This window comes from Sphingomonas sp. NCPPB 2930, assembly GCF_042867205.1.
In the GTDB taxonomy this organism is placed as follows: Bacteria; Pseudomonadota; Alphaproteobacteria; order Sphingomonadales; family Sphingomonadaceae; genus Sphingomonas.
In genome coordinates this window covers 1-13124 of the sequence record NZ_JBHZQU010000016.1, presented here as the reverse complement: position 1 = coordinate 13124, position 13124 = coordinate 1, and the positions used below count along the sequence as shown (strand labels likewise).

10 protein-coding genes are annotated in these 13124 nt (G+C 70.2%); 2 read left to right on the top strand and 8 right to left on the bottom strand.

What is annotated here, in order from left to right; all coding sequences use genetic code 11:
- Positions 1-148: 148 nt before the first annotated feature.
- Positions 149-2644 carry a helicase-related protein gene (locus ACFX59_RS15340; RefSeq protein ID WP_387433392.1) on the bottom strand — a complete coding sequence of 832 codons (2496 nt, stop codon included), beginning with the start codon at positions 2642-2644 and terminating at the stop codon, positions 149-151.
- Between the two features lie 218 nt (positions 2645-2862).
- Here ACFX59_RS15340 and ACFX59_RS15335 point away from each other — a divergent pair, with 218 nt between their 5' ends.
- Positions 2863-4350 (top strand): peptidoglycan DD-metalloendopeptidase family protein, encoded by a 1488-nt coding sequence (locus ACFX59_RS15335; RefSeq protein ID WP_387433389.1) that lies wholly within the window; start codon positions 2863-2865, stop codon positions 4348-4350.
- 4 nt (positions 4351-4354) lie between these two features.
- Here ACFX59_RS15335 and ACFX59_RS15330 read toward each other — a convergent pair whose 3' ends face one another.
- From ACFX59_RS15330 to ACFX59_RS15310, 5 genes are all read right to left on the bottom strand, one after another.
- Positions 4355-5995, bottom strand: a complete 1641-nt coding sequence (locus tag ACFX59_RS15330; RefSeq protein WP_387433387.1) for an ATP-binding protein — start codon at positions 5993-5995, stop codon at positions 4355-4357.
- 82 nt (positions 5996-6077) lie between these two features.
- Complete coding sequence (locus ACFX59_RS15325; RefSeq protein WP_373424719.1) at positions 6078-6797, bottom strand: TIGR02186 family protein; 720 nt, start codon at positions 6795-6797, stop codon at positions 6078-6080.
- A gap of 38 nt (positions 6798-6835) precedes the next feature.
- Positions 6836-7750, bottom strand: coding sequence for a sulfite exporter TauE/SafE family protein (locus tag ACFX59_RS15320; RefSeq protein WP_387433384.1), 915 nt, complete (start codon positions 7748-7750; stop codon positions 6836-6838).
- A gap of 45 nt (positions 7751-7795) precedes the next feature.
- Positions 7796-8356, bottom strand: coding sequence for a hypothetical protein (locus tag ACFX59_RS15315; RefSeq protein WP_387433381.1), 561 nt, complete (start codon positions 8354-8356; stop codon positions 7796-7798).
- A 416-nt stretch (positions 8357-8772) separates the two neighbouring features.
- Positions 8773-10149, bottom strand: coding sequence for a glycosyl transferase family protein (locus ACFX59_RS15310; RefSeq protein ID WP_387433378.1), 1377 nt, complete (start codon positions 10147-10149; stop codon positions 8773-8775).
- 198 nt (positions 10150-10347) lie between these two features.
- Between ACFX59_RS15310 and ACFX59_RS15305 the strand changes: the two genes are divergently transcribed.
- Positions 10348-11553, top strand: a complete 1206-nt coding sequence (locus ACFX59_RS15305; protein WP_387433376.1) for an MFS transporter — start codon at positions 10348-10350, stop codon at positions 11551-11553.
- Here the strand turns inward: ACFX59_RS15305 and ACFX59_RS15300 are convergent.
- A complete protein-coding gene (locus ACFX59_RS15300; RefSeq protein ID WP_387433373.1) occupies positions 11507-12730 on the bottom strand; it encodes a dipeptidase in 1224 nt (407 codons plus the stop codon). The genes ACFX59_RS15305 and ACFX59_RS15300 overlap by 47 nt on opposite strands.
- Complete coding sequence (locus ACFX59_RS15295) at positions 12724-13002, bottom strand: acylphosphatase (RefSeq protein ID WP_387433370.1); 279 nt, start codon at positions 13000-13002, stop codon at positions 12724-12726. Before ACFX59_RS15295 ends, ACFX59_RS15300 begins: the two co-directional genes overlap by 7 nt.
- Positions 13003-13124: the final 122 nt, after the last annotated feature.

The following is a 13124-nucleotide window of genomic DNA, read 5'->3' as shown; positions in this document are numbered from 1 at the left end:
CAGCCGGTCCTTTCCATCAGAAAAATCCAAAACATATTATCCGCCCCGGCGGAGGCCGGGGCCCAGTCGCCATGCAGCCGGGTGGCGAGCCATGACTTTCATCGCAACTGGACCCCGGCTTTCGCCGGGGTGGCGAGGTGAAGGGGACTCACGAAGGCCGTCCCCAGTCGGCTAGCGCGGCGAAGGCGTTGCCGGGGCGTGCCTCGACGCGCGGCGCGGGACGGGCAGGGGGGCGGCCCCGCCAGATCCAGCGGGGGGCTTGGTCCTCGACGTCGCCACGCACCTTGCGGAAACCCAGATCGCCCATCAGCCGGTCGAGCGTCGCGGGTTCCAGCCCGATCGAGGTCGCCAGCGCCGGGTCGGGTGCGAACGGTCCGCGCCCCTGCCGCGCGTCATGGGTGGCGCGCGCGATTCGCTCGACCAGATCGATCCGCACCGCCTGGTCGCCCAGCGGGCGGAAGCCCGAGGCGACGCTGCGCCCCGGCTCGTCACGGCGCAGGGTGGTCGCACCGATCCGCGCCAGTTCGGGGCTTTGTCCCCAAAGCGTCATCAGCGTGCGCCGCCACGCCGCCGCGGCGGGCTTGAGTAGCCGCGCATCGAAGATGTCGAGCGTCCCGATGGTGATCCCCAGCCCGCGCAGCCGTCGCCGTTCCTCGGGCGACAGCGCATCGATCATCAGCCGCAGCGGCTGGCGCGGGACGATCCCGCCCGCATCCTCCAGCGCGGCGGCGACGGCGCGCAAGGCGGGCGACGCCTTGGCCTCGCGCGCCAGGGCGGCGAGCCGGACGAGCGCGGGCACGTTCCGGTCGAGCGCCCGCGCCACCCAGCCGTCGAGGCGCGCCTTCACTCGCTCGCGAAGCGGCTGGCTCAGGCAATCGAGATCGCGCTCCAGCCGCACGACCGGCCGCCCCAGTGACGGGCCCGCCACCAGCCGGGCCACGCCGTGCCCCTCCCAGACCAGCCGCTCCTCGACGATCGCAATCGCGTCATGCTCGGCGGCGATCAGCGCCTCGGCCCGGCGCGACCGCTCGGTGCCGAGCCGCTTTTCGGCCGCCGCCAGCAACAGCCTCTTGTCGTTCGCCCGCGCCCCCGCCTCGACGGTGAAGCGGAACCCCTCCAGCCGCCCGATGGCATGATCCTCGACCAGCACCTCGCCCTCAGGGCCGATCGTGACGGGTAGCGCGCCCGCATCCGCGCCGATGCGGCGGATCAGTGCGGTGGTGCGCTTGTCGACGAAACGCTGGGTCAGGCTGGCATGGAGCCCGTCGGACAGTCGCTCCTCGATCTCGCGGGTGCGCTCGGCCCAATGTTTCGGGTCGGCCAGCCAGTCGGCGCGTTGCGCGATATAGGCCCAGCTGCGGATCGCGGAGAGTCGCCCCGCCAGCGTCTCGACATCGCCCGCCATGCTGTCCAGCCGCGCGATCTCGTCGGCGAACCATTGGTGCGGGACATGGCCCAGCCCCTCGGACAGATGGCCGAACACGCGCGAGACGAAGCGGGCATGCGGATCGATGCCGACCTTGCGGAAATCGGGAATCCCGCACGCCGCCCACAGCCGCGCGACCATGGCGGGCCGCCGCACCCGGTCGCGGACCCAGGGCTCGTCGGCCAGCCGCTTGAGCACCTGCAAATCGGTGGCGAGCGGCGCGGCGCGCAGCACGCCGGGTTCGGGCTTGCGCTCCAGGCTCTTGATCAGCGCATCGATGCTCGACAGGTCGGGATCGCCGTCGCGCCAATAGAGATGGTCGAGCCGGGGGAAGCGATGCTCCTCGATCGCCAGCATCTCTTCGGGAAGAAAGGCGTCGGGGCCTTCTTCGGCCAGCGCGCCGAAGGTGCCGTCGCGGTGATGCCGCCCGGCGCGGCCCGCAATCTGCGCCATTTCGGAGACGGTCAGGCGACGGCGACGGCGGCCGTCGAACTTGTGCAGCCCGGCAAAGGCGACATGCGCGACGTCCATGTTCAGCCCCATGCCGATCGCGTCGGTGGCGACGAGATAATCGACCTCGCCCGCCTGGAACATCTGGACCTGCGCGTTGCGGGTGCGCGGGGACAGCGCCCCCATCACCACCGCCGCGCCCCCGCGCAGGCGGCGCAGCATCTCGGCGACCGCATACACCTCCTCGGCGGAGAAGGCGACGATGGCCGAGCGCTTGGGCAGGCGGCTGATCTTCTTGGCGCCCGCATAGGACAGGGTCGAGAAGCGCGGCCGTGCGACGATCTCCGCCTCGGGCACCAGCGCGCGGATCATGGGTTTCAGGGCCTCGGAGCCCAGGATCATCGTCTCGTCCCGGCCGCGCGCGTGCAGCAACCGATCGGTAAAGACATGACCGCGCTCGGGATCGGCGCCCAGCTGCGCCTCGTCCAGCGCGACAAAGGCGACGTCGCGGTCGGGCATGGATTCGGCGGTGCACAGGAACCAGCGGGCGTCGGGGGGAACGATCTTTTCCTCGCCCGTCACCAGCGCGACCTTTTCCGGTCCCTTCAGCGCGACGACGCGGTCATAGACCTCGCGCGCGAGCAGGCGGAGGGGAAAGCCGATGATGCCGCTGCTATGCGCGCACATCCGCTCGATCGCGAGGTGCGTCTTGCCGGTGTTGGTCGGCCCGAGAACGGCCGTCACGGTGCCCGATACGCGGCTGGTCATGATCCCTACATCGGGCTTTGCGCGGCCGGTTGCAACGGCATGAAGCAAGATGGCGGATGTCGGGCCGGTTTCGGCCCGAACCGGCCACGCCCGGTCGCAGCATCGGGGCGGGGGGCGGCGCGGGCGTTTGACTTTGCGGCCCCGGGTTCGCACGGCCCTTTCGTGCGCCGGGGGGATCGGCGACGCTGATCGACGACAGACGGACGCATCACCCACCCATGTTCCTGACCACCGACGATACACTGATGGCCTCGGGCGGCTTCGGCTCGGGCGGAACGGCCGTCCGGCTGCCGGGCACCGCGCTGGCGCCGATCCCCGGCGGATGGCTGGCACGCTGGCGCGCGGAATTGCGCGGCATCGACTGGGTGCCCGATCTGGGCGCGCAGATCGGCAGTCGTGCCTGGTGGCGCGGACTGGCGACGTGCACCGGGCTGTGCGCCGCGACGATCGCGATGACGCCGGGCTTTCATCGCCCGATCCTGTCCCCCTCGCCCGCCGCATGGACCGGAGAGGCGCGGAGCAATGCCCGGGCGCAGGCGATCGCACCGCTGGCGCTGGGGGCCGATAGCGGTCGGCACATGGCGGCGAACGAACTGGTGGCCAATCTGGCCGAAGCGCCTGAGCGGCCGGTGGTGGAACTGTCCGCCACCGTCGGGTCGGGCGACCGGCTGGCGCGCGTGCTGCAACGCGCCGGGGTGGCGCGCGACCAGGCGCAGGCGGCGGCCGATCTGGTCGCGCAGGCGACGGACGGTGCGGACATCGCCTCGGGCACCCGCGTCATGCTGACGCTGGGGCGGCGACCCAGCCGGACGGTCGCGCGGCCGCTGGAATCGATGACGCTGCGCGCGCGCTTCGACCTGGCGGTCACGCTGACCCGCACCGCGCAGGGGCTGGCGATGACGAAGCAGCCTATCGCGATCGACCGCACCCCGCTGCGCCTCCAAGGGCTGGTCGGATCCAGCCTGTACCGTTCGGTCCGCGCGGCGGGCGCCCCGGCCAAGGCGGTCGAGGCCTATATCAAGGCGCTGTCGGCGCGGCTGTCGGTCGGGCGCGATGTCCGGCGCTCGGACAGTTTCGACCTGATCATCGAACGCGAACGCGCCGCCACCGGCGAAACGCGGCTGGGCAGGCTGCTGTTCGTCGGGCTGAACCATGGCGGTCGCCAGATGCAGCTCGCACGGCTGGCGGGGGACGAGGACAGCCCCTGGTATGACGTCAACGGCCAGGGCGAACGGCGCAGCGCGATGGCGGTGCCGGTCGCGGGGCGTATCACCTCGTCCTTCGGCAAGCGGATGCACCCGATCCTGGGTTTCATGCGGATGCACAAGGGGACCGATATCGGCGCCCCTTACGGCGCGCCGATCCATGCGATCATGGACGGCGTCGTCCAGTTTGCCGGGCGATCGGGCGGCTATGGCAATTTCGTGAAGCTGACCCATGCGGGCGGGATCGCCAGCGGCTATGGCCATATGAGCCGTTTCACGGTCCGCTCGGGCGCGCGCGTCCGCCAGGGGCAGGTGATCGGCTATGTCGGCTCGACCGGCATGTCGACCGGGCCGCATCTGCACTGGGAGGTGTGGAAGAACGGCGTGACCGTCAATCCCTATAGCCTGAAGCTGACGAGCATGGCCGCGCTGTCGGGCGCCAGGCTGCGCGCCTTCCGCCAGGAAGTTCGCGCGCTGCTGGCGGTTCAGCCGGGTCGCTGAGCCGCTATTTCCCCGCCCCGCGCCAGCGGGCGACGGTGTCGGCCAGCATCGCATCCCCGCGGGCGGGACGCGCCCATAGCTCGGTGATCGTCATGTCGCCGGAGGCGGGGCAAAGCTCTTCGTCCAGCGTGTCCAGGCTCGCGCGCATCGGCAGGGCGACGCCCTCGCCGCACAGGATCGCCTCGCGGTTGCGCAGCGCCGAGATGGTGTCGAGCAGGCCGCGCCCGCCCTCGGGCATGGCCGCGCGGACCACCGCCTGATCGCGTTCGTTGTTCAGCCGCATCGCGATGATCGTGCCGCATTGCGACAGCACGCCCTCGGCCAGATCGGACGGACGCTGGGTCACCAGCCCCAGCGAGACGCCATATTTGCGCCCCTCCTTGGCGATGCGCGACAGGATGCGCCCCGCCGCCGAATGGCGTTCGGCATGCGCGGGGATATAGCGATGCGCCTCCTCGCAGACCATCAGCACGGGGCGGCGATCCTCGGGCCGCGACCAGATCGCATGGTCGAAGATCATCCGCGCCAGCATCGCGACGACCACGCTCGTCACCTCGGAGGGGACGCCCGACAGGTCGATGATCGAGATCGGCCGCGATCCGCCCGGCATGCGCAGGATGCGCCCCAGAAACGCCGCCATGGTGTCGGCGACCAGCATGCCGGAGAACATGAAGGCATAGCGGGAATCGCCCTTCACCTCCTCGATCCGCGCCTTCAGCCGCTGATAGGGCGCGGTGTCGCCCGCGCGGTCGAGCTTGCCCATCTCCTGCGCGATCGCGGCGGTCAGGTCGGACAGCAGATAGGGGATGGGGGTGTCGATGGTGACGCGGGGCAGCTCGGCCGCCGCCCGGTTGCGCATCCGCGCGGCGAGCAGACAGCGGGCCAGGATGTCGACCTCCGCCTGGCGTTCGGCCGGACCGGCGGAGAGCAGCATTTCGGCATGCTCTTCGAAGGTCATCAGCCAATAGGGCATGCGCAGATTGCCGACATCGTGGATCTCGCCCCGGTCGGAAAAGGCGCGGGCATATTCGCCGTGCGGATCGATCATCACGACATGGCCCAGCGGCGCGAGCGCGCAGATGCGGTGCAGGATCAGCGCGGTCGCGGTCGACTTGCCGGTGCCGGTCGACCCCAGCATCGCGAAATGGCGGCCCAGCAGCGCGTCCACCGCCAGCATCGCGGGCACGCTGCGCCCCGGATGGACGGTGCCGATCCGGACGGTGGTGGCATGGCGCTGGCCATGGATCGCCGCCAGCTCGGCCACCGAAACCGCATGGACGGTGCTGCCCGGCATCGGATAGGCGGTGACGCCGCGTCGAAAGCCGTACAGCTCGCCGGTCTCGGGGTTGCGCATCGCCTCGCCCATCAGCTCGATCTCGGCGGCGATGGCGGCGGCGTCCTGTGCCGGGTCGAGCGTCAGCGAGCGGATGCTGCCCACGATCCAACGCTCGCCATGGCGCAGCTTGACCGGGGTCGCGACCTGCCCGGCCTGTGCCAGCACGGGATCGGCATGGCCGGACAGCAGGGCCAGTGCTTCGCGGTCGAGCAGGACGCGCCCGCCCGCCCCCGCGATGCCGAGCAGCCAGCCGATCGCGGGTGTGTCATGGGAAAGCGTATCGGACGGTCGGGGCAGGGGGGCGTGCATCGGCCAGCACATATCCGGTCAGGGGAGGAATCAGCCCCGACCGTTAGGGATCAAAGACTTAAGAAGCCGTATCGATCCCGCCTCAGACCCGCCGCGCGATCCACCCGGCGGTCCAGCCGAGCAGCACCGAGAGCGCGACCACGGTCAGGCCATAGGGGATGGCGGCGCGGTCGGCGGCGCGCGCGACGAACCGCTCGAACCCCGATTTGCGGATGTCGATATCGCGCACCGCGGCGGCCAGGACGCGGCCGTCGCGGATCAGGAACGTCTCTGCGGTGAAGCGTCCCACCGGCACGCGCGCGGGGATGGTCACGCGCGCGCGGTAGAGGACATTGTCGGTGATCTCGACCGCGCGCGGCGCCTCGACATATAGCCCCGCCCGGCGGCGCTGGTCGACCAGCCCGGCCTGGAACCGCGCCTGCACATTGGCGGGGGCGTTGGAGGCGGGGGAAAGCTGCAGGCTGTCCAGCCCCAGTTCGTAGATGGCGCGCGTCCGGTCGTCGACGATCCGGTTGATCGGGCGGGACGAGGCGATGGCGTAGAAGGACGGCGCCGACTGATAGCGCAGCCGCCCGGCATTGACCCAAAGCCCGGCGATCTTCTCCTTCTCGCGGATCAGGATCGACTGGGTCGGGCCCTTGACCACCACGACGATGTCGGTCGGCCGGTCGTCGCTGGGCGGGCGACCGCCGGGATAGAGGATCGCGCCGAACAGCAGCAGCTCGGCGCCGGTGAAGCTGTACACGATCTCGATATCGCGCTGCGACACGTCGGGGACCAGCACCGGCTTGGCCTGCCCCATCAGCAGCGGCGCGAGCAGCGTCAGGAGCGCGGCCTTCCTCACATCAGCTGGACCGTGAAGATCTCCTCGGGCCGCCAGACCAGCCCCAGCAGGATGCGCAACCCGACGAGCAGGACGATGACCGCCAGCGCCAGGCGGAGATATTCGGGTTTGACGTTGGTCGCCAGCTTCGCCCCGACCTGCGCGCCCGTCACCGAACCGATCAGGAGCAGTGCGGCCAGCACGATGTCGACCGCCTTGGTCGTGGTCGCATGAACCATGGTCGCGGCGGCGGTGACGAAGAGCGTCTGGAACAGCGAGGTGCCCAGCACGACATTGGTCGCCATGCCCAGAATATAGATCATCGCAGGGACAAGGATGAACCCGCCGCCCACGCCCAGCAATATGGTCAGGATGCCGATGAAGAAGCCCAGCAGCAGCGGCGCCAGCGGCGAGATATAGAGCCCCGAGGCGTAGAATCGCGTGCGAAAGGGCAGGGCGGCAACCATCGGGTGATGCCGTCGCCGCGCCGCGCGCTGGGCCACGCCCCGACGCTGCGCGATGATTGCGTTCGTCGCCTCGCGGGCCATGACCGATCCGATCCAGCCGAGCATCAGGACATAGACGATGGCGATGACCGTATCGATCTGCCCGCTCGCCTGGAGCAGGCGGAAGATCCAGGCCCCCGCGAACGACCCGACGATGCCGCCCGCGACCAGCACCCCGCCCATCTTCACATCGACCCCGCCGCGTCGGAAATGCGCGAACACGCCCGAGACGCTGGCCCCCGTCACCTGGCTGGCGGCGGAGGCGGCGGCGACGGTGGGAGGAATGCCATAGACGATCAGCAACGGCGTGGTCAGGAACCCGCCGCCGACCCCCAGCATGCCCGACAACAGGCCCACGCCCGCGCCCAGCGCGACGATGACGAGCGCGTTGACCGACAGGTTGGCGATCGGAAGATACAGGTCCACGGCGGCGTTATAGCCCGATAGGCCTTGCCGAACAGTATCGGCGGATCAGAAATCGCCCGTCAGCGACAGGGCCGGGCCCGAGTTCGGCGCGGCGCGCCCCGCGATCCTCTGTCGCCAGTCGAGCGACAGGCGCACCCACCGCCCGGCGAGCGGCACGCCCACCCCCAATGTGGGACCGATATCCAGCCGCCGCACCTCGCGCTGCGCCCCGCCCCACAGGCCGAAACCGAGGTCGATGCCGGCCGCCAGCGGCGTCGTCACCCTGGCCGCGCCGTCGGCAAAGGGCTCGATCCGGGCGCGGGCCACCGCGCCGCCTTGCGCATAGGCGGTAACGATCATCCCCGGCGCCACCGGACGCGGGCCGAAGCCGGTCACGGCGAGCATCGCGGTGCCGTTCTTCCCCGAATCGAGTGCCAGCCGCTGTTCGACGATGATGCGGAGCGGAAGTGCGCGCGCTGGCCGCCAGTCGAACCCCAGCCCTATCTCCGACCCGATCCCGTCCAGCGGTGCGGAAACCCGAAGGCTCGCCGCGAGGTGTGCCTCGCGGTCCAGGCGTCGTAGCAGCCGCAGTCCCGCCTGCGATCCGCCCAGCTGACCACCGGGCAAGGGCGCACCATTGCCCGGACGCGCGACCGCCCACAGGCTGGCGCTCCATCGGTCCGGCGGCGCCGGTTGGGCGGGCCATGACGGCAGGACAGAAGAGGGCGGGATAGGAGAGGAAGGCAAGGGGTGAAGTTCGCCTTCCGGAGGCATTTCCGGCTCCGAAGCATGCGGGGCTGCCGTCGATGATGCGGACGGCTCTGCGAGCGCAGGGCTGTGGGCCCGCGTCCTCGGGATCGCTTCTCGATCTGCCATGATGACCGGCTGCCGAACCGGCTTTGCCCTTTGTCCCGGCGATGTCGCTTTGGCAGGAGGGATCGGGCTGGCCAAGACCAGCGCCTTGTCGGACGGCAGGAGGAAGGCGACCCGTCCCAGCGTCCACAGCGCCAGCGTACCGCCCAGAAAGCGCAGCGGCCGCCCGCTCATGGCGGGGTGGCCATGTCCGGAAAGACATGCCGGGTCTTGTCCCACATCACCGGCCGTCCGCGCAGGATCAGCAGATAGCGGATCATCGCCCGCGGCGCGGCGGCGAGCGCCACGAAGTTTCCCACGATGAACCGCGGCAGCGACCAGAACGCCTCACGGACCCCGTACGTCCGCCCGGTAAAGCGCATCCGCACCGCCAGTCGCCACCAAAGCAGCAGTCCGTTGGCCAGGAACAGCCAGCGCAGTCCGGCATCGATCGGCGGCCGGGCGACATTCTCGACCGCGTGCAGGACGATCGCCAGCGCGTCGGCGAACAACCCCAGATAGGCCGCCGCCAGCACCAGCATGGCCAGCGGTCCGCGCCGGTCGCGCAGCCGCCACCAGTGATCGCCCAGTGCCATCGGCCGACCCCAGCCGGTCCTGTCCCATCCGACCAGCGCGATGCCTGTCATCCACCGCGCCTTTTGCCGGACCGAGGCGACCAGGTCGGCGGGAAAGAAGGCGCGGACGGCGACGATCTTGCCGTCTGTGTCCGTCACCCGCGCAAACAATCCCTCGCCGCCCAGCTCGGCGATCCGCAGCCCCAGTTCATAATCCTCGGTCAGGCTGGTCGAATCGAACGGATCGCCGCCGCGCCGTGCGGCGATCTCCGCCAGCATCGCGGGCGCGATCGCGCACCCGGTTCCCGCCAGCGGCATCCCCGCCCCGATCCAGGTCCGGACGACCAGCTGTTTCCGATGGCTCTCCGAAAACTCGTCGGCATAGTGGCCGGACACCAGCCGCGATCCGGGCACCACCAGCGGCAGCACGGGCAACTGCACCACCGCGCGGCCCTCGATCAGCGAGTCGAACACCGACAGCTCGGCCGGATGCACGACATCCTCGGCGTCGTGCAGGACGATCGCCTTGACCGCAAAGGCTTCGACGTCGCGGTCGCGTTCGAGCGCGTGCCACAGGCTATTGAGGCAATCCGCCTTCGTCGTCGGTCCGTCGCGACCACCGATGACCAGCCGGACGCGCGCATCCCGCTCCGCGACATCCGCCGCCGCGCCAATCGTAGCGGGGTCGTTGGGATAGAGCCCGACATAAAGCCGGTAATCGGCATGATCGAACCGCGCGAGCGCGGTCGTCAGCATCGCACCGATCACCTCGGCCTCGTCCCAGGCGGGAATGAAGACGATCATCCGCCCCGACGCGGTCGGCGGCGGCAGATCGTCGCAGCAAAGCGGGGCCGCGTCCCGAAACCCGATCCGCCGCACCAGATACAGCAGGTCGACCAGCAGATCGTCCAATCCCCCGATCAACAGCCCCGCGCCCGCGAAGAGCAACAGCTCACGCGTGACGACATCGATCCCCGCGATGATCCCGTCCACCCCCGGCAATCTCCCCTTGCCGACCGGAAGACTGCCTGTCCGATTTGGCCGGTTCAACGTCAAAATCGCGGCCGTACCGGGCGAACCGGTATCGCGACCCCGGGGGACGAAAAATCCCCTTCAAAATCAGAAAGAAGCTTCTCCCCGGTTGCACCCTGTGCTGCGGTGCAACATATGGGTTCGCGAAAGGACTGCATGATGGCGCGGACATTTCCCCCCGGCATCGTCCATACCGCGTTGGCGGTGGGCGGCTTTGCGATCGGCACCACCGAATTCGCCGCGATGAGCCTGGAGCCCGATCTGGCGCGCGGGCTGGGCATCGATGCGCCGACCGCGGGCCATGTCATCAGCGCCTATGCGCTGGGCGTGGTGGTGGGCGCGCCGATGCTGGCGGTGCTGTCGGCCCGGCTGGCGCGGCGCACGCTGCTGATCGCGCTGATGCTGATGTTCGCGGTCGGCAACGGCCTGTCCGCGCTGGCGCCCGATTATCACTGGATGCTGTTCTTCCGCTTTCTTAGCGGCCTGCCGCACGGAGCCTATTTCGGGATCGCCGCGCTGGTCGCCGCCTCGCTGGTGCCCGAGGATCGGCGGACAGTCGCGGTCGGGCGGATCATGCTGGGGCTGACGGTGGCGACGGTCATCGGCGTACCATTGGCGCAGATGCTGGGGCAGTGGCTCAACTGGCGCTGGGTGTTCGGGGTGGTCGCGGGGCTCGCGCTACTGACCGCGACCCTGGTCTGGATCGCCGCGCCGCATGACCGGCCGGACGAGGGCGCGACCATCCGGCGCGAACTGGCGGCGCTGGGGCGCGGGCAGGTCTGGTTGACGCTGGCGATCGGGGCGATCGGCTTTGGCGGCATGTTCGCCGTCTATACCTATCTGGCCGCGACGCTGACCGAGGTGACGGGCACGTCCACCGCGACCATCCCGCTGGTGCTGGCGGTCTTCGGGCTGGGGATGACGATCGGCAATATCGTCGTGCCGCGCTTCGCCGACCGCGCCTTGATGCCGACGGCTGGGGGGCTGCTGCTCTGGTCGGCGGCGATGCTGGCGCTCTATCCGCTGGCGGCGGGAAGCCTGTGGACGATCCTGCCCAATGTCTTTGCCATCGGGCTGGGCGGCGCGCTGGGCACGGTGCTCCAGACGCGGCTGATGGACGTGGCGGGCGAGGGGCAGGGGCTGGCCGCCGCGCTCAACCACTCGGCGTTCAACACCGCCAACGCCATCGGCCCCTGGGCGGGCGGCCTGGCGATCGCCCACGGGCTGGGCTGGACCTCGACCGGCTATGTCGGCTGCGGGCTGGCGCTGGGCGGTTTTGCGATCTGGCTGGTCGCGATGCGATTCGCCGGAGACACGCTCAGCGGGCCAGCGGATCGATCGAATCGTCCGGTGCTGTCGCACTGAGGCCTTTCGCCACCGCCTCGACCTGCGCCATCACGCGCAGGATATTGCCGCTGGTCAGACCCGCCAGATCGGCATCGCTCCAGCCGCGCCGGACCAGTTCGGCCAGCACCAGCGGATAGCCGTCGACGCCGGTCATCCCCTCCGGCCCGGTGCCGTTGATCCCGTCATAATCGCCGCCGAAGCCCACCGCGCCGCGCCCTGCGATCCGGGCGATGTGCTCGATATGGTCGGCGACCATCGTCGCGGTCACACGCGGGGCGGGGTTCGCGGCGTCCCAGGCGATCAGCGGCGCTGGGGAGCGCGCGCCATAGACATTGGCGGGCACGCCGACCGATTTCGCGAATGCCGTACGCCGCGCGTCCCAGGCCCGCCAGGCGCTCGACAGGAAAGCGGGATAGCAATTCACCATCACCACCCCGCCGCCCGCGCCGATCCGGCGGAGCAGATCGTCAGGGATGTTGCGCGGCGCATCGGCCAGCGCGCGCGCGTCGGAGTGCGAGGCGATGACCGGCGCCTTGCTGACGTCCAGCACCGCCGCCATCGTCGCGTCCGAGACATGCGCGACATCGACGATCATGCCGATCCGGTTCATCTCGGCCACGACCGCGCGGCCAAAGGCGCTGAGCCCGTTGGCGTGTGGGGCATCGGTCGACGAATCGGCCCAGGCCAGGCTGCGGCCATGGGTCAGCGTCAGATAGGCGACGCCGAGCGCCTTATACTGGCGCAGCACCGACAGCCGCCCGTCGATCTGATGCCCGCCCTCGACCCCGATCAGCGAGGCGATGCGGCCCGTCTGCGCGATCCGGCGGACGTCCCCGGCGGTGCGCGCCATCGCCATCCGGTCGGGATGCGCGGCGACGAGGCGGTGGACGCGGTCGATCTGTTCCAGCGTCATCTCGACCGCGCGCGGGCCGGCGACGTCGGCGGGAATCCAGACCGACCAGAATTGCCCGCCGACCCCGCCGCGCTTCAGCCGGGGCAGGTCGGTCTGGAGGGGATGGGGCAGCGCGGCGGTGTCGGTCGCGAGCGAGGGCGAATCGGGGGTGACGCCCGTGTCGCGCAGCTCCCAGGGCAGGTCGTTATGCCCGTCGACGATCGGCGCGCGGGCGAGGACCGAGTCGACACGCCGCGTGACGGCGGGATCGGCGGCCTGGGCGAGGAAGAGCGCGATCAGCATGTCGGCCGCTGCTCGAATCGGGTGAGCATGGCATCGACCGGCTGCCCGGTCGTGTCGACCTGATCGACCCGCGCGGCGGGTGGTCCCGACCGGGCCTCGGCGACGATTGCCGCGACCTTGTCCTCGGGCCCCTGGACCACCGCTTCGACCGCGCCGTCGTCCCGGTTGCGGACCCAGCCGGTCAGCCCCAGCGTTTCGGCACGACCCAGAAACCAGTAGCGATATCCGACGCCCTGCACGCGTCCGGTGATGCGAAGATGACGGCCGATCATGGCGGCGAGTGTCGCGCGGCCGGAGACGAAAGGGAAGTTCCAAATCCTCCCCTTGCAGGGGGACTGTTTACACCGGCCGCATTGTGGATTCTTGTCTGTTCCTGTGATTTGAGGCGGGGGGA